19 protein-coding genes are annotated in these 25,914 nt (G+C 46.5%); 7 read left to right on the forward strand and 12 right to left on the reverse strand.

Translation table 11 applies throughout. From position 1 onward, the window contains the following. Window positions 1-141: 141 nt before the first annotated feature. The 7 genes from AC3WRW_RS26855 to sppA form a co-directional block, all read right to left on the reverse strand. Window positions 142-336: a hypothetical protein gene (locus AC3WRW_RS26855; RefSeq protein ID WP_492549291.1), complete on the reverse strand. Its 195-nt coding sequence runs from the start codon at window positions 334-336 to the stop codon at window positions 142-144. Window positions 337-861: 525 nt separating this feature from the next. Next, a complete protein-coding gene (locus AC3WRW_RS26860) occupies window positions 862-1,665 on the reverse strand; it encodes a helix-turn-helix transcriptional regulator (protein WP_492549292.1) in 804 nt (267 codons plus the stop codon). 70 nt (window positions 1,666-1,735) lie between these two features. Beyond that, window positions 1,736-2,359, reverse strand: a complete 624-nt coding sequence (locus AC3WRW_RS26865) for a response regulator (RefSeq protein WP_492549293.1) — start codon at window positions 2,357-2,359, stop codon at window positions 1,736-1,738. Window positions 2,360-2,390: 31 nt separating this feature from the next. Beyond that, on the reverse strand, window positions 2,391-3,743 hold the full coding sequence (locus AC3WRW_RS26870) for a sensor histidine kinase (protein ID WP_492549294.1): 1,353 nt from the start codon (window positions 3,741-3,743) through the stop codon (window positions 2,391-2,393). A 16-nt stretch (window positions 3,744-3,759) separates the two neighbouring features. Then, the gene (locus AC3WRW_RS26875; protein WP_492549295.1) at window positions 3,760-4,452 is read right to left on the reverse strand and encodes an HAD family hydrolase; all 693 of its coding nucleotides are present in this window, start codon (window positions 4,450-4,452) and stop codon (window positions 3,760-3,762) included. A 197-nt stretch (window positions 4,453-4,649) separates the two neighbouring features. Then, window positions 4,650-5,132 carry an RDD family protein gene (locus AC3WRW_RS26880; RefSeq protein ID WP_492549296.1) on the reverse strand — a complete coding sequence of 161 codons (483 nt, stop codon included), beginning with the start codon at window positions 5,130-5,132 and terminating at the stop codon, window positions 4,650-4,652. Between the two features lie 12 nt (window positions 5,133-5,144). Next, window positions 5,145-6,080, reverse strand: a complete 936-nt coding sequence (gene sppA / locus AC3WRW_RS26885) for a signal peptide peptidase SppA (RefSeq protein ID WP_492549297.1) — start codon at window positions 6,078-6,080, stop codon at window positions 5,145-5,147. Between the two features lie 303 nt (window positions 6,081-6,383). Between sppA and AC3WRW_RS26890 the strand changes: the two genes are divergently transcribed. Further along, a complete protein-coding gene (locus AC3WRW_RS26890; RefSeq protein WP_492549298.1) occupies window positions 6,384-7,661 on the forward strand; it encodes an MFS transporter in 1,278 nt (425 codons plus the stop codon). Between the two features lie 57 nt (window positions 7,662-7,718). Here AC3WRW_RS26890 and AC3WRW_RS26895 read toward each other — a convergent pair whose 3' ends face one another. After that, complete coding sequence (locus AC3WRW_RS26895) at window positions 7,719-10,613, reverse strand: S-layer homology domain-containing protein (RefSeq protein ID WP_492549299.1); 2,895 nt, start codon at window positions 10,611-10,613, stop codon at window positions 7,719-7,721. A 157-nt stretch (window positions 10,614-10,770) separates the two neighbouring features. On the opposite strand from AC3WRW_RS26895, the gene AC3WRW_RS26900 reads away from it, so the two are divergent. Further along, entirely contained in the window at window positions 10,771-12,444 is a 1,674-nt protein-coding gene (locus AC3WRW_RS26900; protein WP_492549300.1) for an O-antigen ligase family protein, read from the forward strand. A 303-nt stretch (window positions 12,445-12,747) separates the two neighbouring features. On the opposite strand, the gene AC3WRW_RS26905 is transcribed toward AC3WRW_RS26900, so the two are convergent. Both AC3WRW_RS26905 and gltB read right to left on the reverse strand, forming a co-directional pair. Then, window positions 12,748-14,232: a glutamate synthase subunit beta gene (locus tag AC3WRW_RS26905; protein ID WP_492549301.1), complete on the reverse strand. Its 1,485-nt coding sequence runs from the start codon at window positions 14,230-14,232 to the stop codon at window positions 12,748-12,750. Between the two features lie 68 nt (window positions 14,233-14,300). Further along, window positions 14,301-18,893: a glutamate synthase large subunit gene (gltB, locus tag AC3WRW_RS26910; RefSeq protein ID WP_492549302.1), complete on the reverse strand. Its 4,593-nt coding sequence runs from the start codon at window positions 18,891-18,893 to the stop codon at window positions 14,301-14,303. A 478-nt stretch (window positions 18,894-19,371) separates the two neighbouring features. Here gltB and AC3WRW_RS26915 point away from each other — a divergent pair, with 478 nt between their 5' ends. The 5 genes from AC3WRW_RS26915 (at window position 19,372) to AC3WRW_RS26935 (ending at window position 23,541) form a co-directional block, all read left to right on the forward strand. Beyond that, window positions 19,372-20,349: an HD domain-containing protein gene (locus AC3WRW_RS26915; RefSeq protein WP_492549303.1), complete on the forward strand. Its 978-nt coding sequence runs from the start codon at window positions 19,372-19,374 to the stop codon at window positions 20,347-20,349. Between the two features lie 45 nt (window positions 20,350-20,394). Next, window positions 20,395-20,973 carry a thymidine kinase gene (locus AC3WRW_RS26920; protein WP_492549304.1) on the forward strand — a complete coding sequence of 193 codons (579 nt, stop codon included), beginning with the start codon at window positions 20,395-20,397 and terminating at the stop codon, window positions 20,971-20,973. 76 nt (window positions 20,974-21,049) lie between these two features. After that, window positions 21,050-22,231: an MGDG synthase family glycosyltransferase gene (locus tag AC3WRW_RS26925; protein WP_492549305.1), complete on the forward strand. Its 1,182-nt coding sequence runs from the start codon at window positions 21,050-21,052 to the stop codon at window positions 22,229-22,231. Between the two features lie 24 nt (window positions 22,232-22,255). Next, window positions 22,256-22,756, forward strand: a complete 501-nt coding sequence (locus AC3WRW_RS26930) for a hypothetical protein (protein ID WP_492549306.1) — start codon at window positions 22,256-22,258, stop codon at window positions 22,754-22,756. A gap of 56 nt (window positions 22,757-22,812) precedes the next feature. Next, window positions 22,813-23,541 carry a polysaccharide deacetylase family protein gene (locus tag AC3WRW_RS26935; RefSeq protein ID WP_492549307.1) on the forward strand — a complete coding sequence of 243 codons (729 nt, stop codon included), beginning with the start codon at window positions 22,813-22,815 and terminating at the stop codon, window positions 23,539-23,541. On the opposite strand, the gene AC3WRW_RS26940 is transcribed toward AC3WRW_RS26935, so the two are convergent. After that, complete coding sequence (locus AC3WRW_RS26940; RefSeq protein ID WP_492549308.1) at window positions 23,538-24,509, reverse strand: C40 family peptidase; 972 nt, start codon at window positions 24,507-24,509, stop codon at window positions 23,538-23,540. The genes AC3WRW_RS26935 and AC3WRW_RS26940 overlap by 4 nt on opposite strands. Before the next feature lie 142 nt (window positions 24,510-24,651). Then, window positions 24,652-25,854 carry a WD40/YVTN/BNR-like repeat-containing protein gene (locus AC3WRW_RS26945; RefSeq protein WP_492549309.1) on the reverse strand — a complete coding sequence of 401 codons (1,203 nt, stop codon included), beginning with the start codon at window positions 25,852-25,854 and terminating at the stop codon, window positions 24,652-24,654. Window positions 25,855-25,914: the final 60 nt, after the last annotated feature.

Here is a 25,914-nt window from a genome sequence, read left to right on the forward strand (position 1 = left end):
TGATAATAGACCTGAAATAAAAGCATTTGAAAAGACTGTAACAAGTAAAGTTTATTTAGTAGTAAAGAGGATATATCCCAACTAGGATATATCCTCTAATTTCCTACTCAAGGCCACAATAAAATGTTTCACTGTTATTAATTATTGGCATTTACACATTGTGGGCGACCCACATTGAATAATATTGGAAATTGTATTTCCTAGTTGAATACCTGTTGCCACTGGGTTTAATACTTTGACTTCTTTTGCTGCAGAATACACTTCTTTAACAAAGTCAGTAAATTTGTTTCCTCCATTTACATCATTCATTTCTACACTTGTTAACTCAATAAACATTTAAAATTCCTCCCAATTAATATTTCTCTTACTTTTTCACTATAATCGATTACAATAATGTATTAAATTACCTATATGGGATATATACAATTATTCATTTTATTTCCACATAGATTATATTCTGGAAATATGATACTTTAAAATAGTGTAAATTGTTACATTAAAACCAGGGAGGTTATCCGATTGAACATAAACCCGCGCAAGAATAAGAAAGTTTCTTACATATTAAATTTGGTCATTTCTTTATTCTGTATTTTCATACTTCCCAATTATCTATTCTCAAATCATCCTATAATATCTAATGCCATAGGAATAATTGCAGCTATAATCCTTTGCAATCTTGTTGGCGCCTATTGGCGACCATGGAAATCTTTAAAGTAAAGTATTTTTGCAAGTGCCATTCCCTTTTACTAGCCTGCCGTATTGCTTCACTTGTTGCTACAGCTTATTAAAAAAACGGAACAGTTCTATAAGATAACTTTGAGAACTGTTCCGTTAGATAGATCAAAATAATACAGTTAGTATCTACATCAAAAATTTCCGATAAAACTGCCCTTTATCTCTAACTTGCATTTTCGAATAAACTTTTTTTAGCATGTTTCGAACTGTACCTTCTGTAATTCCCATATTACATGCAATTTGCAAAACACTTTGATTAGCGAGCCAAGCGTGAGCTACCTCTCTTTCTCTAGAGGTAAGTTTATATCCCTCAAATTGTTTATTTAGTGCCTCTTTTTTGAATTTTGGATCCAAATTCTCTAGTCTAGCAACGATTGTATCAACTAATCGCTTAACCAAAACAGCAGCAAAACTAACCTCAATGCCCTCCCTCATCGTCAAATCCAAATATCCCACAATTTGATCGTTAACTTTAATCGGATGACAAATACAAGTCCAATCTGAGAACATCTGCAAACTACGACTCGCCCCTTCAACAACCGCAGCACAGCCCAGATGCATGGCTAAAGAAATACCATTAATTCCAGCCGAATCAAGTGCAAATGAACACCCTGGGACAATCTGTGAACGCTTAAGTGCATCAAGAGTAGGCTTAGTTCCCTCGAAATGGATTACAGTACCTTCTGTATTAGCCAGTATAAAGAAATGAGTGATAGGAACAGCCAGCGAGAGGGGTTTGATTTCCTCCAGAACTAGGGCTATAAAACTATTTTCTTCACTCATAGTCTTTACTTTAGGCAATACAGCAATTGATGCGTCTATTTGGTAGGTTTCTACAAGGTGTCGGAGTTTGCTTTTTTCAATTACGGACAGATCATTGTAATGAATCCAGGTTTTTGGGTGTATATTCATCTCAGCAAAGACACTCACGGGCCCAGCTCCTTTCCTGATATAAATCCTATGCTCCCAGTATATACTTTTCATAAATATTCCATTAGTACTAAATTTTATAGAACCTGTTATTTACCTTTTCAACTGCTTCCCTTGAGTTCCGCACATTCAACTTCTTCAGTATCCGGTTAACCTGGTTTTTAATCGTACTTCCTGATTTGAACAACTTTTTCTCGATTTGCGTTTGCGTAAGCCCCGCCTCAATCAACTCGAATACTTCTTTTTCTGCATTCGTCAGAGACGCAAGCAACTCATCTTTCTTAAGTCTCATGTACTCATTCATTAATGTTTGAACCGGTGTTATTTCACACATTACCGCCCTTATGACACTCGGCAATTTATTGTAATCTGTTTTTGCAACGTAGCTTACAGCTCCAGCGGCTAATGAATGAATGATCAATTCCTTTACATTAAAAGAAGTGAGCATAATAATCTTTGTTTCAATCACCATTGAAATTTCTAAAACAGCATCTATGCCATCCAACTTCCCATCTGATAAATGGATGTCCATAAGAACAACATCGGGATTTACTGCTGTGCATAACTGTAGGGCCTCTTCTTTATTTGTTGCGCTATATACACATTGCAAATCAGGCTCACGTATCAAGTAATTAGAGATACATGTTATCCATACCGGATCGTCTTCAACAATAAGTATTTTTAAATTCTTCATATTAAAGTCCCCCTCATATTGCTTTCAACCATTAAGCTGCGGGCAAACTTATCTTGATTGTAGCTCCACAACCTTGTTCACTAAAAACTTCAATTCTCCCTCCGTGTTTCTGAATGACATTAAAGCAGTAAGACAGACCCAACCCATAATTTTTACTGTTTAATTTCGTTGTATAAAATGGATCGAAAATATGATCAAGATCATGTTTCGAAATGCCTTCCCCGCTATCCTTCACCAAAATACAAATCTGACTTCTTGATTCAAAAGTTTCAATTCGAAGCAAACCACCGACTTTCATTGCATCTACGGCATTGATGAAGAGATTGCTAATCACTTCTTTTAGATGAATTTGATCACATTCAATAAAGGGAGTCATTGTATAATGTTCCTCAACAGCAATACTAAATTTCTTGAAAAGAGATTCATTCCTAAGAACACATTCATGCAGAAGGCCTGACACACTAACTTTATTTTTTATTAACTTTACATCCTGAATCTGGTGTTGAATGCGATCGATCATGCTTAACAAATGATGGGTCGACGAGAGAATTTGAGATGCGTGAATGTCAATTTCATTGTCCTTGATACCCATAGATAAATATTTGATATTCTCAGCTAGAATGTTCACCTTTCCAACTTCATTTTTAATAGCATGATTGAGAAAACTTGTTCCAGAAGTGACAGCTTTTAATGTACTATCAATTCTTCGTCGCTCAAATTTTAGCTGTACACCAAAAAAATCAAATTTTATGATGAAAATAATAAATAGTACAAATAAGAAAAACATCATAATCGCATTCAATCTCCATACTTCATTAAAATGAAATAAGCGAAATATATAATTGGATAGCAATTGAAAGAGTACAGGGGGTAATGCGATTAAATTTGTAAGCAGTCTCCGTTTCTTTGAGAATGGATTTGATTCCTTCACATAGGTAAATAACAATAAACAACTTCCGGCAATGATGTAGGGGGCCACCCATAGGATTGCGACTTTATAATTATGAACGATTACAGGGGTAAGAGGGGTTATAAAGAACATGAGGATGACAGGGCAAAGGAAAGTAACTTTCAGTATTAATTTTAGCTTGTTTCCAAACAACTCCGAATAGCACAGACAAAATATCAAATAAGAATAAGGTAATCCATACGTGTTAGTGAACGATCCAATACTGTAGATTTGATAAAATTTCGCTTCAATACTTGTGTTCATTAGCCCATGTATAGATAGGTAAGGCAAAAAGTTCTCTATCGCCGCTCGTACGAAACCGCCTGTGCCTCCGCAAAATGTAACCAAAGCCACCCAGCGCGTAGACTCATTACGCGGGTTGTTTACAATTAAAATAATTGTAATTAACCATAGTACTATAAAGGTAAAAATCATCTTTAGCCGTGCCCCTTTATTTTAAATCTTCGGAAATTAAAATCACTTCATTTCGCAATTTAGACATCCACTTCTTTTTTCTATTCGAAACAATAAACGGATATTGAACATAATTCAACACGGGCAAGTCGTGCTTTGAATCAGCAACTGCAATTGTCTTAAAAGGATCATATGCCTTTGCAGCAATAATTTTAAAATCTTTCAGATCATCCAGGTTAACTCTAAGACCTGTTTCATAACTGTCTACTCGGAGACAAATATAGGGGACGTCAAAGTATTGCCCATACAGCCTTACAATAGGAGTAATGTTAGTTGAAAGTAACGTTACATTGACGTTGTTCTCTTTAAGATAGAAAATTAAATCGTGTGTATAACGAATAAAGCCCTGCTTATACTTCGATTCAAATAGCTCCACAGCGTTAGTCTCAATTTCACATAACGAATAGCGGTGGAACCTGCGGTAAAAAGCTCGTTGGAACCAGTCACGATGAATGAAATCCAGTAATAAATAAACCGGCCCCCAGCATACAGCAAAATAAATGAGCCATGCCCGCCATAGCAGAATACTTTTGAATTCTTTTCGTTTCATCCAAATATAAAGATCTGTTATTTTTGCCTTTGCTAATGTATTATCAATATCGATTAATGCATCCTTAGCTCCTTGTTCAAGAGCGCTCTGCATAGGGCCAAAATCTGCTATTCGCTTCATAGATAGGTACCTCCATCGTTATCTGGTTTACAATAATTATACACATAGAAACTGTTGATTTTTGTCGAAAATTGGAGAATAAACCAAAATATTAACTAAATTATGCTAAAAAAAGATCAATTCCCCATATAAGGAATTGACCCTGCAATAAAACGCTTATATAAGACCAAATGTTGACTATGACTCATCCGTGCTAATCAATTCTTACTATTCTCCTTTACAACTCGTGTACCTGCCATTCGATCATGGAGAGCGCGCTTCTCTGGATCTATTCCCGCCATGAGATAACCAATTAATAGAATAATTCCCGAGACGATTTTCCCAAGTATTTCTCGAAGCAAAACGGCGCCCCATGAAAGTGCCATTCCGTCATTGCGAACGACGCGAACACCAAGAATCATTTTCCCTAGCGTTTGGCCAAAATAAACCGTTAATATTACGTAGTAGATCCAAGCAATTAAATACTCAATAATGCTTAAACTTGCTGGAGGCTTAAGAGGGTTTGTATCAGTCACAACACTAAGAATGACAAAGACAGTTTGAAGTGCAACCGCATCAATCAACAAAGCCACGAAACGAATCCAGAAGCCCGCATAGCTTCTCTCCTTATATATTCTCGTTTCTGAATTCGCTTGTGCACTTCCACTATGATCCTGAATTATATCCATATTTTGTACCACGCTTCTTCCTCCTCATGGTTGGAATAGATACAACAAGCGTGGTCCTGTCGTAGAAGCTGCAGGCAGCACTTGCTCCATCAGTTGTGCCGCAGGTGACTTTAGCTGTTGATTAAACCCATTCAAAGCAGAAAACAATGAAAACTTGGGCTCATACTTAACCACCTCAACATGTTCCAATCCTGTCTTTTGTTTCGCATATTCTATCGCATCGTCCAACGTGCCAAATTCATCAATAAGCCCCAGTGCTTTAGCTTGCTGACCCGAATATACACGGCCATCTGCCGCCTTCAAAACATCATCTCGGGATAGTTTACGGCCTTTTTCGATAACCGATATGAATTGTTGATAGCTTTCGTCCACCAGAGATTGAAAAATATCCTTCTCCTTTGGTGTTAATTCACGGAGAGGACTCCCAATGTCTTTAAATTCTCCGCTCTTAATATTATTTTGTTTATAACCTAATAATTCTGCAGTCTTCTCATAATTGGGCAAAGAAAAGATGACACCTAGACTTCCTGTAAGCGTTGAGCGATTAGCGAAAATGTAATCCGCTGGAGCGGATATATAATAACCTCCTGAAGCGGCAACAGCACCCATGCTGATAACCACTGTTTTACCGGCTTGTTTCACACGCTCGATGCCCAAATGAATTTCATCCGAAGCCACCACTTCGCCTCCAGGACTATTAATTCGTATGACTAATGCTTTTACATTAGGGTCTTGGCTAACTTGCTCTAGTTGAGAAATGAATGCTTCAGAGCTAAAACTGCTTGAAAAGCTAGATTTCTCAGCAATGATTCCTTCCACGCTTAATTGAACAATTTTATTTTTCCCATTCCCGGAAACAACTGCTTCATCCCATTTGTTCTTTCCGTTTCCGAGCTCTTCATTCCACGAGGTTGCCTTAAACACTAGAATGATGATCAGAATAAATAGGAGAACGCCCATAATTGTTAAAGCCCAACCTCTCTTGCCGATGAATACCACCTCACTTGCTTAAATAATAGAATAGGAGCATTGTCTAGAAAATACTTGAATAACACTATCACTAACTATCATATCGGATAAACAAGTCTGTTTCCTATATCCCATATAGGATATAACGATTGCTAGTAATCGAATTCGCGTCTTAAGTGTGCTAAGATACTGAGTGTCTTATGTTTTTAAATCTATTGATACCTTTTGCTTATATATTCACAGATGTCGCCGCCATTCTTTGCTAAAAAAGCTTATCAAAGGAGACAGACCCTTATGCAAATTGAAGCTCCACTTCCCAAGAAGCCACGCATGCTGGACCAGTTTCTGCTTCCATTTATCAAATCGCGCTCCTTCCCTTATTTATGGCTCAGCCAGTTAATTTCCATGCTTGGGGGCTCTGTTACAACCGTTATTTTACCAATGGTCGTTTACTCGCTCACAGGATCAACAACGATGATGGGCTTAGTCATGACTGCTTATATGCTGCCCTACGTCATCATGCTCCCCCTGTCGGGCTGGGTCGTCGATCGTTATGATCGCGTGAAGATCATGATGCTCTCCGATATCGTCCGCTTCATCGTCATGCTGGCTATAGCCGTGCTTATTTTCTCGGACACGTTATCCGTCCAAATGTTGTTCGGACTGGTGGCCATCTACGGCCTCATGGAAGGGCTATTTCACCCTGCCTACTCCGCCGTACGCGCAACCGTGTTTACGCCGGACATTCGCAATGCCGCCAATGCATTGACACAAATGAGCAATCAAGGGGTCCGGATTATCGGCCCCGTTCTGGGTGGTTTGATCGTTTCTTCCATGTCCGCCAGTTATGGGTTCGGCTTGGATGCGTTAACCTATTTACTCTCCTATTTGTGTTTATTGTTCTTGGTGAAAAAAGCGTTGTATGTCCAGCAAAATAAACCGGCTTCCTCACAAAGCAATCCATCTTTCTCGTGGAAGCGCGAGCTGCTAGAAGGCATCACGATCCTCAAGGGGCATCCTTGGCTATGGATCACCATCCTGGCCTTCTGTTTCAGTAATATTTGCTTTAGCGGCATTATTGTCATTCTTGTTCCTTGGCTGTTCAAAGTACATCTTGGGCTGGATCCGCTTATGTACGGGATCGGAATCACTTGCTCAGGAGCCGGGGCGATTGCGGCGGCATTTATTTTTGGATCGAGGACTCAGTGGCAGCACCGTGGCCTATTTGCCTATGGCGCTGTGATTCTGAGCGGGGCTGCCCTGCTGGCGATGCCTTTTACAACGGAGCCGATCCTGCTTTGGGCGCTCATGGCCGTCGAAGGTTTCGGACTCATGATCTTCGGTCTCATTTGGGAGACCAGCCTGCAGGAGCTTGTACCTCCGGAAGCGTTCGGACGGGTGGTCAGCCTGGATCTGTTGGGGTCCTTTGCCTTGCTGCCGCTGAGCTACTTCCTCGTCGGCTGGATTGCCGACCAAATCGGAGGTGTCATCACCATTACGATATTTGCTTCGATCGGCTTGGCCATTGTCGGCAGTGTGTTGTGTGTGCCGGCTATTCGCCGGTTTCAGTAGAAAAAGAGGCTTGCTCAGTTATTCGATAACTTTGAGCAGCCTCTTTTTTAGGTGTTCCTAATTAATAAATTGTACGTATTGCAAAAATCTTTTTAGCATTACAGCGGCCTGTGCTCTTGTCGCAGGCTCTTTGGGAGAAAATAATGAGTCGTTCAGACCATTGATAATATTAGCTTCCATTGCTTGCCCGACAGCAGCGATAGCCCAATCACTAATTACAGCACTATCTGTAAAGCCGGATAGCTTTTCTTGTGATTTCGCCAAGGCTTCTCCCTTGCCTGCAAATTTGATGGCTCTTGAAATCATAACCGCCATTTGTTCTCTTGTAATGAGCTGATTGGACTGGAATTGCCCATTCTCATCGCCTTGAACCAGCCCTTTCTTTGCAGCTGTACCTACTGCGCCTGCAAACCATTCGTCTGCTTTCACATCAGTAAAAGCTGCCCCCTTAGCATCGGGTGTTAATCCTAATGCCGAGACCATCATAGCTGCAAACTGCGCACGGGAGACATACTCGTTTGGTGTAAATAAATTTTCTTCTGTACCTTGAACAATAAATTTAGATGCTAATTGCTCAATCTCATTTTGCGCCCAATGACCTTGAACATCTTGGAAAGATCTCTTTAATTCTACCAGCGTGTAGATGCTGTTATGGGTAGATTTGATTGTCACTTCGGATTTCCCATTGGCTTGACGAATGACTGCAGGAATGAAAACCATTTTGCCTGTAACAGGATCATAGGAAACCGCCGTTGTTTTATTGGCATCTACCGTATCGGGTACAACAATAATTCGCTCAACATAAGTTCCGCCAAAATCACTTACCTCTACTTTAGATCCATCCGGCATTTTTGCCGTTATAATAAACTCAATTGGATTTGCCAGTAAAGTTTTTACATCAGGATTTGCTTTGGTTAATGCCTCATAAGACTTTTCAGAAGCTTTGGTTATGGAAATCGTCAACTTCACGTCTTTCATATCTCCATGAACCTTATCCGCAATTTCACTGAAAATACGAACCGGTACATGATAGGTTCCCGCTCCAGATTGAATAGAGAGAAGCACATCTGACTGAGAAGTGACTGCATCTTGCAGATCAGTTGCTGCGATTTCCATTACAGCTCCATTCTCATCGTCTATTGCATCCAGCGTTAACTTAGTATTATTGTTCTCTTTCGCTCGAAGCGCTTGTATCGCTTTACGAATGGAGTCCGATTTAAACTGTATAACGGAAACTTCTTTCCCATCCGTTCCTTTTTCTTTTTTGATCGTCATCGCTTCAGGTTTTAGTTTGGCACCATCCGCGGTGAGTTCGTGTAGTTCGCTAACGAATCCTCCTGCTCCTCCACCACCACCAGGAACAACCGGCTGCGGAACAATTGTAGGACTTTTAATATTTATGGTTTCAAATGTTTCAAACATTTCATAAGCATTTGTTTCATACTCATGAAAATAGCTTAATTGGTAATTCGATGTTGCTACTCCTGCACTAAACTTTGATCCTGACCAAGTCGGCAATCTAATTTCATCTGCTGAACTTGTCGGCGACATTCTCAATACGTACTCTTCATTAGCTTCCAATTCTTTATCCAAAACAAAAGTAATGAGCCCTCTTTGGTAAAAGTTCTTAGCATTCATCCAATTTGAGATAGGTACAATGGATTTATCCGATTTTTTAATTAATTGCACGTCGGATGCTACTAGTTTATCTTCTTGAATGGTAGTAGAATTGTTAGCTCCAAACTCCGTTGTACGCCAACGGTCATATGGGAAATACACAGTTAAATGGTTTCCGCTGCTTCTGGAAGGAGTAAAACTTACAATATCCTCATTGGGTGCAAGCCAGTGACCTACTTCTTTATTATTGAAATGGAAGATAGGGTTGGATTTAAAACTCTTTTTCATAATTACATTAGGTAATTCAACTAACGAAAACTTACCCTCATCCGGACTCGGATACCCCACTTTTGTTGGATAACTCCTAGGCTTATATGTATCTCCGGCTGTATTCGTTACTTCTACTTGGTAATCACTGCTTGGCAAGCTGAAGTAACAGTCCAAATATTTATCTGAATCAGTTGGATACGTGCTCCATGCGGTATCAAAGATGCCATAGCTGCCTAAATCTGATTTCTCTAAAAATGAATGATCCTCATAATTTATGTTGTAGACAATTTTACCGTCCTTATCTTTCACTACAAACTTCGTTCCTGCTGCGGGGTACCCGTTAAGATAAATCCTTCCACGATAAACATATCCGTCCGGCTTCTCGTCCGCTTGTAAAACTAGCTTTTCGCTAAGCGGAGATTCATTGCCAAACACATCTACCAGACTGAACTGGTATTCAGAAATCCCGCTGCCGAATGCATATTCCGTTAACCAAGAAGATGGTATCATCCCCGTGCCAATTCTGTATAAATTTCCATTCTTATACTCTCTAACTCCATTAATAATGGGTGAGTTAACTGAATTCCACATTATTCTCCAATTTCCCTGACTATACTCTGCATGAAGTCCGGTCGGCGGTGAAAGTGTATAATTATTATTACTATATGTATAGACATTGCCAGAAACATTATTTAAAGTTGATACAATAGGTGTGGAAGGATTTTCATATACTGTCGCTGTAACTGGCTTAAGCCCCTTCAAACCACTATTCGCTATGCCGTCTAAGCTATAGTAGTAGGAACTATTGCTCAGATAATCAGAATAATTTAAATTTTGGACAACTGATTTGGTCCCGTAAGTCTCATCGTACACGCTAATTGAAACAGATGGTTTATCCGAGTAGATATACCCATATACCTCTCCAGACACAGGATTGAATTGAAAGTTAAAAAACGATGCCGCTGATGCGATCAGCGGGGTAAACAAATTCAACATCAGAGCAAGTACGAGCGTTGCCGATACTTGACTCACAAACCTTTTCTTTGAATTATTTTGCAATAACAAAACGTCCCCTCCATAAATTGGATATATGTTAAAATATTAATTTAATAATATTTCAAATACCAAAATCCGACAATATTTACACCACGCAAATCATCCAAAAAAATAGGAACATATCATTAATTTTCAACTAAATTTTCGAGTGGAGTGTACCCCTTAGATGCCTCGTCAACATTTTGCACGTAAAAACGACATGAACTGGACTTCGACTTTATCGCTTTCTCTGCTTACTCTCTTTCTATTCCTATCATTCATTCAACATGGATTATTGTTTGAGCCTGAATATTTATTAATTGGCAGCCTTCTTTATATCGGCGCTAGCCTACTGTTAATTCGAGGAGTTGTTCCTAAATCGTTATTCTTTTACCTTCTCATCGCTTTTGTTGTCTGGTCCTACTTGGCAATTTTATATGCCATTAACAAGCAGGATGCGTTAAACACTGCTTTGCGTTATTCGCTAACGCTCCCCTTCGTGATCCTTGCTTCACAGCTTACGGGAAAACATCGATTGCTTCTTACTCGAATTATGATTTATTTGTGTGCAGGATGGGTGATAATCGGCCTTTTGTTCCAACAATACAGAAACGGCCGTTTGGAAGGGGCTTTAGAATATGCAAATGCATGGGGAATACTACTGCTTACAGCTCTTATCTTACATATCGCAGTATCTGTCATCGACAGGAAAAAAGTAGACTTAGGGGTCGGCCTTCTACTAATTGGCGGCATTTTATTAAGTGGCTCGCGGACTGTTCTAGTGCTTATGTTAATTCTGATACCGCTGCAGCTGGTTCTAATTGGAAAAAGCCATTGGAAATCATTGTTTGTTCAAAACAAAATGCGTTGGATAACGGCGAGCATAGCCTTATCGCTTTCTCTTCTCGCTTATGCAGTACTGATTTCACGCCAAACAGGTTTGCTGCAACGATTGACTCACATTACGCCCCAAGCTTCAGAATGGACATCAAGGATTGGTTATTATAGAGATGCTTGGTCGATGATTATGGATTCTCCTACTCTCGGGTATGGCGGCGGAGCCTGGCATATCCTTCAGTACCAATATCAAACAGCAGACTATACGGTGCGGTATTTGCATAACTTCTGGTTAGAGATTTGGATTGATTCCGGCTTACCAGGTCTGCTTCTTTTTAGTGCATTAGCGGCTTGTTTTATTCTAAACAACGTCATAAAGTACAGAACAGCCACCGGAAACTCCAAAACTTGGAGAATCGGCTGCGTTCTTGCCGGTATCGCTCTCTTATGTCACTCTGCAGTTGACTTTACCTTTAGCTATCCGTTGTTATTTGCGCTCTGGACTTTGTTACTGCTATTCTCTGACAGCCCACTTGAAACTAATCATCCACAGTCGAAACATATAAGCAACGGCCGGGTAAGCCGAATCGCGTTATCCGCGAGTTTCCTCCTAATTACGTATTTCAGCGTTCGATGCGGTATGGCCGAATCGTTGATTCTCAAATCCGATCAAATATCTATGAATCAGAAATATACGAAAGAAGCTATTCGTTTACTGAAACAAAGTGAACAGTATGCTGTTTTCCCGTCAGAGCAGCATGAGAAAATAGCAAGACTACTCACAAAGGAATATCTCGATTCAAAACAGGCTGGCAATGCGATCGTTATTGCTGAAGATGAAATCAATCAGGCTATTGCTCTTAATCCGGAAGATCCGCAAGTCTTGCTCCTCAAATGTCAGATTGACTACGCCCGCGGCAACCGTACGGAAGCTTTAGATCAATTATCCGCTATCAAACAGAAATATCCGTTTCACCGCGGTATTAATGAAGAATTTGATAAATGGTTTACTTATAACAAATAAAATTAAGAGGAATATTGTGAAGCAGGTACCCCTTTGGCTTTACTTTTACGGGAACTCTGATCCTCTATTTTCCTAGTAACCAACATTTCTACAAGCTGAAGAGAACTACGATCCCCTATTTTATGTAATTTGGACACATGATAGTTTCATAGTGCAATTAAGACCCTGTAGTTCCGTCTGCAGCCTAAAAACAGACTATTTAGTTCAAATAACGCCCTGTAGTTCCCCTCCACGAACCTCATGCAAAAAGGCTGCCCCTCCGTCATCTACGATGACTTCCGGGACAGCCTTTCTCCACAATGCCTAAGGTAAATTCGACGATCCCATCAAATACCGGTCAACCTCGCGAGCCACGGCGCGCCCCTCATTGATCGCCCAGACGACAAGGCTTTGCCCGCGACGCATGTCTCCGGCAGCAAAGACGCCGTCCACGCTCGTCGCAAACTTGCCGTACTCCGCTTTCGCGTTCGAGCGCTCGTCTTTGGCGACGCCAAGCTGATCCAGCACCGTGTTCTCCGGTCCTGTGAAGCCCATCGCGATCAGCACCAGCTGCGCCGGATACACTTTCTCGCTGCCCGGCACTTCCACAGGGACGAATGCGCCTTTCTCGTTCTTTTGCCACTCGATCAACACCGTGTGCAGCTCCTTCAAGTTGCCGTGCTCATCCCCCACGAATTTCTTCGTGTTGATTAAATACTGGCGGGGATCCTCGCCTTGAACGGCTGCTGCCTCTTGCTGGCCGTAGTCGACTTTGAGGACCTTCGGCCACTCCGGCCACGGATTGTTCGCAGGACGCGTTTCCGGAGACTTCGGCATGATCTCGAACTGCGTCACGCTTTTGCACTTGTGGCGCAGCGACGTGCCCACGCAGTCCGTCCCCGTATCGCCGCCTCCGATCACGATAACATCTTTGCCTTCGGCGGAGATAAACTCGCCGTCGGCATGCTCCGAATCCAGCAAGCTTTTCGTGTTCTTGCTGAGGAACTCCATCGCCAGGTGAATGCCGCCCAGCTCGCGACCTTCAATCGGAAGGTCACGGCCCTTGGTGGCTCCTCCGCACAGCACGATGGCATCGAACTCCTCTTGAAGCTTCTCAACCGGATAGTTCACACCGACGTGAGCGCCGGTAATGAACGTGACGCCTTCCGCTTCAAGCAGATCTACACGGCGATGGACGTACTTTTTGTCCAGCTTCATGTTCGGGATGCCGTACATCAGCAGTCCGCCCACGCGGTCCGCGCGCTCGAACACGGTAACCCAGTGTCCAGCCTTGTTTAGCTGCGCTGCGGCCGCCAGTCCGGAAGGACCCGAGCCTACAACGGCAACTTTCTTCCCGGTGCGCGCTTCCGGCGGCTCCGGCTTAATCCAGCCTTCGGCAAAGCCTTTGTCAATGATGGCTTTCTCAATGCTTTTGATCGTGACCGGCGTGTCCTTGAGACCCACTGTACAGGAGCCTTCGCATGGCGCCGGGCAAACACGGCCCGTAAATTCCGGGAAATTGTTCGTTTTGTGCAGACGATCCAGCGCTTCCCGCCATTGTCCGCGATAGACCAGATCATTCCATTCCGGAATGAGGTTATTGACCGGGCAGCCGGCGGCCATCCCGCTGATCAATGCCCCCGTGTGGCAGAACGGAATGCCGCAATCCATACATCTTGAGCCTTGCGTCTGCAATTTGTCATCCGACAGCGGCGTCGCAAACTCGTTCCAATGGCCAATTCGAACCAGCGGAGCGGCTTCAGCGGCCACTTCACGGCGATGCTCTATAAAACCGGTTGGTTTACCCATGAACGTTTAGTCCCTCCTAAGAGTTTTGCTTCAGCAAAACTTACGTCGTAAGCCTCTGCTCTGATTCGTTAGTTTCCACCGACACGGGAAATGTCCCGCATGTTCGCCTCGAAAGCGACCATAATAGCTTCCTGCTGGCCCAGTCCGGAGCGCTTCACCTTCTCGATGGCATCAAACATCCGCTTGTAGTCCTTCGGTATGACCTTCACGAACTTCCAAACGTATTCTTCCCAGTGCTGTATGACGCGGTGGGCAACGCTGCTATCCGTAAATGTGGCATGATGTTGAATCATCGTTTTCAGTTCGTTCATTTCAAATACTTCCTCGACATGCTCGAGATGAATCATCTCTTTGTTCACCTTATCGGCAAAGTCGCCTTTCTCATCGAGCACATAGGCAATTCCGCCTGACATCCCTGCGGCAAAATTGCGGCCGGTCGATCCCAGAACAACGACACGACCACCTGTCATATATTCACAACCATGGTCGCCTACGCCTTCGACAACGGCACGCACGCCGCTGTTTCTTACGCAAAAACGTTCGCCCGCAATGCCTCGAATATAGGCATCTCCGTCGGTTGCGCCATAGAAAGCTGTATTTCCGATGATTACATTCTCTTCCGGGACAAAAGAGGACCGGGTCGGCGGGAAAACGACCAACTTGCCGCCGGATAAGCCTTTCCCCACGTAATCATTGGCGTCTCCTTCCAAAGAAAGCGTAATCCCCCTCGGCACGAAAGCGCCGAAGCTTTGACCCGCCGAGCCGTTAAAGTGAAGACGAATCGTATCGTGAGGCAAGCCCTCCAAGCCATGACGGCGCGTAACCTCGCTGCCCACGATCGTGCCGACAACACGGTTCGTGTTGGCGATCTCCAAAATCGCATGCACATGCTCCTTGCGCTCAATCGCAGGCTCGCAAATCTCAAGCAGCCTCGTAACGTCCAAAGAGCGATCCAAACCGTGATCCTGCGCCATTTGGCAGAAGCGGCCAACGTCCTCGCCAACATCCGGGCGGTGCAGAAGCGGCGCCAAATCAACCCCTTTGGCTTTCCAATGCGCTACGGCTTGCTTCGATTCTAGCACATCCGTACGGCCGACCATTTCCTCTATCGTGCGGAAGCCAAGCTCCGCCATCAGCTCGCGAACATCCTGCGCGATGAACGTCATGAAATTCACGACATGCTGCGGATCTCCGGCAAATTTCTTGCGAAGCTCCGGATTTTGCGTAGCAACCCCGACCGGACAAGTATCCAGATGGCATACGCGCATCATCACGCAGCCAATCGTAATAAGTGGAGTTGTCGCGAAGCCGAACTCCTCGGCGCCGAGCAGCGCAGCTACGACAACATCGCGCCCCGTCATCAGCTTGCCGTCCGTTTCGACGGTGATACGGCTGCGCAGGTTGTTGAGCACGAGCGTTTGATGCGTCTCCGCGAGGCCGAGCTCCCAAGGCAGCCCCGCGTGACGAATGCTCGTCTGCGGCGACGCGCCCGTTCCTCCGTCGTAGCCGGAGATCAGAACAACGTCGGCTTTCCCTTTGGCCACGCCGGCGGCGATGGTTCCAACCCCGACCTCCGATACCAGCTTAACGCTGATGCGTGCGCGCGGGTTGGCATTCTTGAGATCGTGGATCAGCTCGGCGAGATCCTCGATCGAATAAATATCGTGATGCGGCGGCGGCGAAATCAAGCCTACGCCCGGCGTAACGCCGCGAACCTCGGCAACCCAAGGGTATACCTTGGTGCCCGGAAGCTGGCCGCCCTCGCCGGGCTTCGCGCCCTGCGCCATCTTGATCTGAATCTCGTCGGCATTGACGAGATAATGGCTTGTGACGCCGAAGCGGCCCGACGCCACCTGCTTGATTGCGCTGCGGCGCAGGTCGCCGCTGGCATCCGGCGTGAAGCGCTCCGGATGCTCGCCGCCCTCGCCGGTGTTGCTCTTGCCGCCGATGCGGTTCATCGCAATCGCGATCGTCTCATGCGCTTCTTTGGAGATGGAGCCGTAGGACATGGCTCCCGTCTTGAAGCGCCTGAAGATCGACTCGATCGGCTCCACCTCTTCGATCGGGACCGGCTGACGGCCTTCCTTGAACGTCAGAAGCCCGCGCAGCGCCATATATTTATCATCTTCCCGCAGGATGAGCTTCGAGAAGTTCTTGTACATGGCGTAGCTATTCGTACGAACCGCCGATTGCAGGGCATGCACCGTTTCCGGTGTATACAGATGATCTTCCCCATCCCGGCGCCACTGCAAGTCACCGCCGGTATCGAGCACTTTATCGCGCCCTTCCCGCTCGGAGAAAGCACGGTTGTGGCGAAGCAGCGCTTCCTTGGCCACCACATCGATGCCTATGCCGCCAACAGGCGTGTAGGTCCATGTAAAATACGTATCGACCAGCTCTTGGCTGAGGCCGATCGCTTCGAAAATTTGCGCTCCGCGATAGCTTTGAATCGTGGAAATGCCCATTTTCGCCAGAACTTTTACGACGCCTTTCGTCACAGCCTTGATGTAATGATAAGTTGATTTATCATGATCAACGCCGACAAGCTGATTGCGTCGGATCATGTCATCTAGCGTTTCCAAAGCCAGATACGGATTGATCGCGCCTGCGCCATAGCCAAGCAGTAAAGCAAAATGATGCACTTCACGCGGTTCGCCGGACTCGACAAGCAAGCTCACTTTGGTTCGTGTGCCTTGTCGAATCAGATGGTGGTGCAGCCCCGATGTCGCGAGCAGCGCCGGAATCGGCGCATGGCGGCTGTCCACGCCACGGTCTGAGAGTATGATCAGCGAAGCGCCATCTTGTATAGCTTGATCAGCCGCTGAGTACAGGGCTTGCATCGCGCTTTCCAGTCCCGCCGTACCTAGCGCCGCTTCGAACAGCATAGGCAGCGTTACCGTATTGAAGCCTTCGCGCTTAATATGGCGCAGCTTTGCCAGCTCTTCATTCGTGATAAAAGGCGTTTTCAAACGAATTTGGCGGCAGCTTGCCGGCTCAGGGCTTATGAGGTTACGCTCCGGTCCGATCGTTGTGCCCTGCGCCGTAATAATTTCTTCAAAGTTCGCATCGATCGGCGGGTTGGTCACCTGTGCGAACAATTGCTTGAAATAGTTATACAGTAGTTGAGGGCGGTCGGACAGTACCGCGAGTGGCGCATCCGTCCCCATGGAGCCGACAGGGTCTACCCCCGTTTTGGCCATAGGCTCAAGAATTTTACGCAGCTGCTCAAATGTATAGCCGAACGCTTGCTGACGCTGCAAAACCGTGTCATGATCGGAACCGGGCACGACCTTCGCATCAGCCAAATCCTCCAGCGAAACCAAATGCTCATTCAACCAATCGCGATAAGGCTGTTCGCCGGCGATGCCGTTCTTTATTTCTTCATCAGCTACAATGCGGCCTGCAACGGTATCAACAAGCAGCATACGCCCAGGTCTGAGGCGGTCCTTGTATAAAATGCGCTCAGGCTCGATATCCAGAACGCCGACTTCAGAAGCCAGTACGATCAAATCGTCCGTAGTTACATAGTAACGCGATGGACGCAGGCCGTTGCGGTCAAGGATGGCGCCGATTTGACTGCCGTCCGTGAACGCAATCGCAGCCGGTCCGTCCCATGGCTCCATGAGTGTGCTGTGGTACTCGTAGAACGCTTTTTTGGCGTCATCCATCGACTCGTGCTTGGACCATGGTTCCGGTACCATCATCATCGCCGCATGCGGCAGCGAACGTCCGGAAAGCATCAGGAATTCAAGGGTGTTATCAAACATCTGCGAATCGGAGCCGTCGGTATCAATAATAGGAAGAATGCGTTTGAAATCCTCGCCGAACAATTCCGATTCGCACATTGCCTGACGCGCATACATCCAATTCACATTTCCGCGCAGCGTGTTGATCTCGCCATTATGAATCAGATAGCGGTAGGGATGCGCACGCTCCCAGCTTGGGAACGTATTCGTACTGAAGCGGGAATGCACCAGCGCGAGCGCAGACTCCACTTTATCGTCCTGCAATTCAACGTAATAAGCGTCGACCTGCTCAGGCGTCAGCATGCCTTTATAAACGATCGTTCTGCTAGACAAGCTAGAATAGTAAAATTGCACATCCTGAAGGGCCGTTTTGATAGCGTTTTCAGATAGTTTGCGTATGACATACAGCTTTCGTTCAAATGCGAGATTGCCCGCTAGTCCCGTACTTTCTCCAATAAATACTTGACGTACGAAAGGTTCTGCCGATTTCGCGGATTCTCCGAGTGAACGATTATTTGTAGGAACCGTTCGCCAGCCTAAGAATTGCTGCCCCTCCTCGCAAACAATGCGCTCAATGATTTTCTCGCACGCTTGGCGCGCTTCCAACTCCTGAGGCAAATAGACCATGCCCACACCATAGTGCCCTGCTGCAGGAAGCTTGATATTCTCCTCCACACAAGCGGCTTGGAGATACCTATCCGGGATTTGCATCAAAATGCCCGCTCCGTCGCCTGTGTTCCGCTCACTGCCTTGACCGCCGCGATGATCTAAATTGCAAAGTACACGAAGCGCTTGCTTGACGATTTCATGCGATTTCACACCTTTAATATTCGCTACAAAGCCAATACCGCAGGCATCACGCTCGAACTGAGGATCGTACAATCCTTGTTTGGGAGGTAACCCGTTTTTGATCATGTTGTGCAACCTTTCTTTTCTGGTTTTTGGACTCACTTTGTCCAATGTACGCTTTAAAGTATGAAATTGCCGAAACATAGCGACTCGCATTTCACCAAATATATTGAATAGTACAAATTGGCGAAATAGTCTCAATATTTTTTATATTATATTAACACCAGAAATAGTATAGTTCAATGAAAATGTAAAGGTTTTCATTTTAATATTTTTATAAGATAGTCCTAAAAAAAGGAAGCATTGAATGAGGAGCTTCAATTCCCCGTCGAGCGTGGTCCCGGACGCGCGAAAGTCGCCGGTGCAAGGCGGCGGTCATATCCCCTAGCTAAACTGCGGCAGCGCATCCGTGGTTTGTCGTGCATGTTTTACGCCTCTTTTTCATACGCTCATGATAGCGAACTTTCTATGTTTCATGCTATGATAGCTAATACGCTGCAATGAAACATACATCCAGATTTCACAGCCTAGGAGGAACGCTGCTTTGAGTCTACAGCATACTTTTTCGACTGGGATGATTTGGGAGCCCTTATACAAGTGGCACATACCAGCCCACCCGGTTGAAGTCCAGCTTTTCCGATCGCAGCCGGTTCGACGTTTGAAGTTCTTGCATCACTTCGGAGCTTCTGCGCTTTTTTCGCCAATGACCCATTCACGGTTCGAGCATACGGTCGGTGTATGGTCTTTAATGGCCCATTTTTGCCCGGACGAACCTTTGCTTCGCATCGCTGCACTTTTACATGATATCGGTCATCTCCCTTTCTCCCACGCGGTGGAAAGAACACTGGGCTATGACCACCATCAGCATACAGAACGATTGATTCTCAGCGGAACGATTGCCGACATTCTGACTGCGCATGACATCTCTCCGGCAGCGATCGTCTCCATTTTGAATCAGGACAGCCCTTTGACGAATAAAACGTCTCTGATGGGCCTCGATCATCTGGACAGCTTCTTGCGGGATACTTACTATGCAGGTCAGCAGTTGATGCCGCCTTCCGAGCTTGTCCGAAAGCTTCGCCTGCGCGGGAATTACATAGAAACAGATGAAGAAACGGCGGCTGCTCTCCTTCATGCGGTCGTGGAAGACCATCGTATTTTCCTCAGCCCTTCGTTTCTCGCCATGGATGCGCTGCTGGCCAAAGCGGCTGCTCATCACTGCGAATCGAACCCGGGCATGAAGGAACGTCTTCCTTCGTTATTGGATCATGAGCTCATTCAAGAGCTGCTGCAAAGTACGAATGAGGTAGCCAAAGACACCATGCATGTTTTGATGTACGAACCCCATCGCATTCGGATTACGGAAGAACCGGTGAAGGGCAGTATTGAAGTCAACATTCGTAAAATATACAAAAAGCAGCCGTTGATCGGAGATAAGCCCGCTTGCGAAACGAGCTTCCAAGCTGCAGTGAAATTAGAAGAGCTTAATTCCCTTACAGCTACTTATTTTTTTAACATATAGGCATACGATATTCGATCTTAAATCTTCAGAGGGGACTGGCCCAGCTTGGCAAAATTATATTTCCGTTATGGCACGATGAACAGCGGCAAATCTATTGAGGTACTGCGCGTAGCGCACAATTATGAGGAACAAGGCAAGAAAGTTCTCCTTTTAACGTCTGTTGTAGACGACCGTTTTGGCGTCGGCAAAGTCGTATCCCGAATCGGCATGCAGAAGAACGCCATCGTCGTAGACGACACATTGGATATGGTGGAACTGGCTAAGAACGAGCTTCCGAACTGCATTCTTGTAGACGAGTCGCAATTTTTGAACAAGCAGCAGGTAGCGCAGTTGATCGAGATTGTCGACGATTTGAACATTCCGGTTATCGCGTATGGGTTGCGGGCGGATTTCATGGGGCAGCTATTCGAAGGAAGCACGGCGCTGATCGCCGCGGCCGACACGATTGAGGAAATCAAAACGGTCTGCTGGTACTGCGACAAGAAAGCGATCATGAATATGCGCTGCAAGGACGGAGAACCTATTTTCCATGGAGAGCAGATTCAGATCGGCGGGAACGAGAGTTATGTTCCGGTCTGCCGCAAATGCTACGCATCCAAACGCAAAGCAAGCTTAAGCTCGTAACTTGCAGGGATCTCCCCGCAAATTACGTCTAAACTCTTGATAGGATTGATATGGTCGTCAAAGAAAGGTGAGTTCCTTGCGAAAAAAACGGATTTTGCTTTTATCCGAGGGCTTTGGAAAAGGTCATACACAAGCTGCGAACGCACTTTCGGTCGAGCTCCGCCAAAACTCGTCCCAAGTCATTACGCGAGTCATCGAGCTTGGCGCTTTTTTGCACCCCACCCTTGCACCTTGGATCTTTTCGGCATACCGCCGCACGGTTACTTCACAACCCAAACTCTATGGTATGCTTTACCGCAATCAATATGAAAAATCGCTTAACCGCGTGGCAGGACTATTTCTGCACCGCATGTTTTATTCCCAAACCAAAGCGATTATCAAGCAGCTCAAGCCGGATATTATCGTGTGTACCCACCCTTTTCCAAGCATTATCGTGTCTCGCTTAAAGCGTGCCGGATTGCCTGTGCCCCTCTTTACGGTCATTACCGACTATGACGTGCATGGCACTTGGATTGACCCTGCCGTGGATAAGTACCTCGTGTCGACTTCGAAGGTGCAAGAGCGCCTCATCGCCCGCGGCGTGCCGGAGACGCACATTGAAGTCACGGGCATTCCCGTGCATCCGAACTTCCGCCTCGAACACAGCAAAGTGCAGACCCGCAAGCAGTTCGGGCTTAGCGCCATGCCGACGGTAATGGTGATGGGCGGCGGTTGGGGCGTCTTTAAGAAAGAAGAAAAAGAAGAGCTGCTGACCTATTTGGCCAGTTGGAGCAAAGATATTCAACTTCTCATCTGCCTGGGGACGAACGAGAAAGCGCGGCAGCAGCTGTTGGAGGAGGAAATTTTCCGGCAGCCGAATATTCATCTGATTGGGTACACCAACGAGATTAACAAACTGATGGACATTTCGGATTTATTGATTACCAAACCGGGTGGCATGACGTGTACGGAAGCCATGGCCAAAGGCATTCCCATGTTGTTCTACAGCCCCATTCCGGGACAGGAAGAAATGAATTGCCGGTATTTCCAGGATCAAGGCTACGGCCAAATGATTACTTCGCTTGAAATGGTCGATCATTGGTTTAAGTTGCTGCTTGAGCAGTATCCCCAGCTATCCGAACGCCGCGACTCGATCCGCAAACATCAGAAATTCGGCGCGCAGGATTGCTCCAGAGCGATCATTCAGTATTTAAAGTTATCCGATCAACGTCCATACCTGCAGGCATCAACAACAACACCGCTCATACAATGGTATTAACCATGTATAGGGCGGTGATTTTTTTTGAACCTTTTTCAACGTTTCTTAAAACAGATCATTTTCGTTTATTTGCTCGCATGGTTCATCGGCAGTCTCTGGATGATGGCCATACTTGGCAGCGGGTCCGTTCAAGGCAAGCTGCTCGGCATTAATATTAGCCAGTTCCATGATTATGCCTGCTACGGCTTTGCGGGTGCTTTGGGCGGAGCGCTGTACGGGCTGAGGATGTTCCATGAGCATTATCATGAGTTTACACCACAGTGGACGTACTGGTATTTCATGAGGCCTGTCCTCTGCTTCGGCTCTGCCATTATCACAATCATCCTGTTCGCAAGCGGTATTCTGCTGCTGCAAGTCGATAATTCGATGTCCGCCCGCATCTCCATCGCTTTTTTGACCGGATATGGCTATGGCAAGTTCATGGAGAAATTAAAAGCATTAACGACAACCTTCTTCAACGGCACCGGGAATGGCAACGGAAATGGGAACGGGAATGGAAATGGAGGAGATCCGACGAAATCTTGAATTCCTTTTTTGGTAATTGGAAACGCTACTTATACCAAATCAAATAAGGAGACATCATGAGAATCATTGCAGCTTTGTGTATTTGCTTGTTTTTGATGCAGCCTGTCGCCGCCAGCGCCGCCCCTAAGAAAGATCGAGCTTATTATGAAACACGCGGAGAAATTGTGTGGGAAGTGAACACGGATGAGAAGGTAATCGCTTTAACGTTCGATGACGGCCCTCATCCCAAGTATACGGATCAAATTTTGGAACTGCTCAAACAGTATGAGGCAAAAGCGACTTTTTTCGTAGTCGGCAATAAAATCCAGCTCTACCCCGATGTTCTGGAGCGAACCGCCCGGGAAGGCCACGAGATCGCCAATCATACCTACAACCATGCCTACATAGGGCGCAAAACCAACATCAAGAAAGAGCTGAACACGACCGAAGAACTGATTATTGCAAAAACGGGACAGCGGTCTCAATTGTTTCGTCCTCCCGGGGGCTTCTACAATGACCGCCTCGTGTCCGTCGTCAAGGATGAAGGGTATAAAATGATCATGTGGAGCTGGCAGCTCGATACGAAAGATTGGGATACGCCAGGCGTCAACCGCATTGTGAACAGTGTGCTGAAAAATGCGAAAAACGGGAATATCGTCCTGTTTCATGACTATATTGAAGGGCCTACGCAAACGATCCAAGCTTTGAAAATTATTTTGCCTGAATTAAAAAACAGAGGATACAAGTTAATCACGGTATCGGAGCTCCTGAGCTATAACAAGGCGATTCCAGCCAAAATTCATTAAGACAGAACGCGCCTGGCCGTAACAAAGCGGTCTTTCCATGCGCCATCCAGCTCCGACACCGTAACACCGATACCCGGCCGGAAAGTATGCAATATTAATCCGCCCCCTATATATACCGCCACATGGCCGATCCGTTCGATACCATCTTTGTTTTTTCTTTTGGGCGTGGTGAAGAAAACAAGATCGCCTTCGCGCAGCTCGTCCATCGATACCTCGGTCCCCCGTTGGCTTTGCTGCCTGGAATCGCGCGGCAAGGCCACTTTTTGCGAATCGAATATGTATTGCAGGAAAGAGGAGCAATCGAACGAGTCGGTTTGGCCTCCCTTCGCCCCGAATACATAAGGGGTCCCAAGGAAGCTCATCCCTTTCACGATGAGTTGGTCCGCTTTGCGCTTCCACGCCGGTTCATCGGTATCTGAACTGGCAAGCTGTTCGTATTGTGCCTTAATTTTCACGATCTCGGCTGAAGCTAGATTGACCTTCTTTACATTCGGAACGGGGTCGTCCCCTTCCTGAATCTGTTCCGTTTTATTCACGGAAGGCGAGCTGCTGACAAGAGGTGCTGCGTTCTCTTCTGCTGCCGCAGGGACCGGAGATGGCGTAGGACTCAAGTTCTCACTTGGCGCAGCGACAGAAGGGGAAACAACGGGAGCTGAAGCCTTTGGCATCGCTGAAGGTGTTGGCGTTGGTTTTGGCTTAGCTGTCATCGCCGGAGACGTCGCGGCAGGTGCCGGTACGGGCGGTGACTCCGCTTTTGGCGCCGCTTCCGAAGGTGCTCTTTCAAGGGTTGCTGGTTCCGCTGGTTCTGCCGATTCCGCCGCTTGAGGCGAATCCGCTGTTATCGTATTTTCGCTCGTATTTGAGTGCGCTGCGTTCAGTGCCATGTTTTCCGGATTTTGCAAGGTAAAACCAATCAGTACGGCAAGTGCGACGACGAGCGCGGATATCGTCTGTTTGGGAGCTAGCATGTCTGACCTCCTATGCAAAATAACAACGTATACCCATACCATTCTCAGTTCGCCCTTTAAGAAAGGGGGTCATGCCAGATGGAATATGATGGGTATAAAAAAGCCTCACCGTCAGCTCTCTGCTTCCGGTGAGGCTTTGCTGTTATTTGGGTGCATCGAAGGTATGCACCTTGGTCCAATTGACACCGCCTGAGCCGGTGGTGTACATCGCGCTCGGCTGCGTATTGTCATTCGTAATCAGCCAGCCCTGATTCGCGTCCGCCATAGCCAGCAGCAGCTCGCCGTAGCCGGTGAACGTCTCTTTGCCGTTCACCCAGGTTTTGCCGCCGTCCTTCGTCCATCCGACGGAATTCGGCTTGTCGCAGCTCGGGCACTGCCCGCCCATAAACGCTACGTCGGGAGAGACGACGTAAAGCGGTCCGGGCTTCGTGCCCGTGTTCTTCGGCCCTTTGTTGTCGCCCGCAGGGATACCGGGAGCGGGTCCGCCTCCGGCGGTGCTGTTCGCCAGCACCGTCTGCCAAGCTTTCCCGCCATCCTTCGTGTGGAACAAGGAATACGAAGTTTGGGTCATCCCCGAATCGCCGATAAGGAGGATCCACGCATCGTTCGCTCCCGCGGAGCGGATCACGGCGCCCGTGAGCGAAGCTTCATTTTTGCGGGACATCGCGCTGTTCCAGGTTTTGCCCCCATCCTTGGTTCGCAGAACCTCCACGGTGTCCTTCACCTGCTTAACCGCCCAGCCGTTATTGGCATCATGGAAATAGGCATCTCCCGTAATCCCTTCAGGCACTGGCATTTGCGTCCACTTTACGCCGCCATCCACGGTATGGGCACTCCCGCTGAAAGCCTCCCCTTTCGATACAAAATGAAAGAACGCGGCATTCGGCATTTTACCGGCAGATGTCCAATGCTGGCCTCCATCCTTGGTGCTCAGCAAGCTGCCTTCATTCCCGATGCTCGCCCAAGCCTCTTTGCCGTTCAGGGCAAATAATTGTTTGACTTCACCGCTGCCCTCATATTGAATCTGCCATTTCGCACCGCTGTCTTCCGTGTGGGCAATCCACCCTTTACCGCCAATCCAGCCGGATTTGGCATCCGCCAAGCGGACAGCCGTCACCCCGGTCATCGCCACTTTCGACGGTTTGTCGCTAGTGCCTGTCACCGGCTTAGCGGAGGGAGTCGCCGCCGGCTGTACGGTGGCCTGCGCCGTTGCTTGCGCTGTTGCTGCCGCTGTCGGCTGCGGCGAATCGGAAACATTCGCGGCACCGTTCGTCGTTCCGGACGATTCGCATCCTGCAAGCGTCAGGACGGCAAGCGCCAGAACAGGCATATATTTTTTCAACATCATCTTCACTCCTTCTGTTCTTAACTGCATCGTTCATCCCTATAGACGCAGCTTTGCGTT

Source organism: Paenibacillus sp. FW126-R14 (assembly GCF_058789495.1).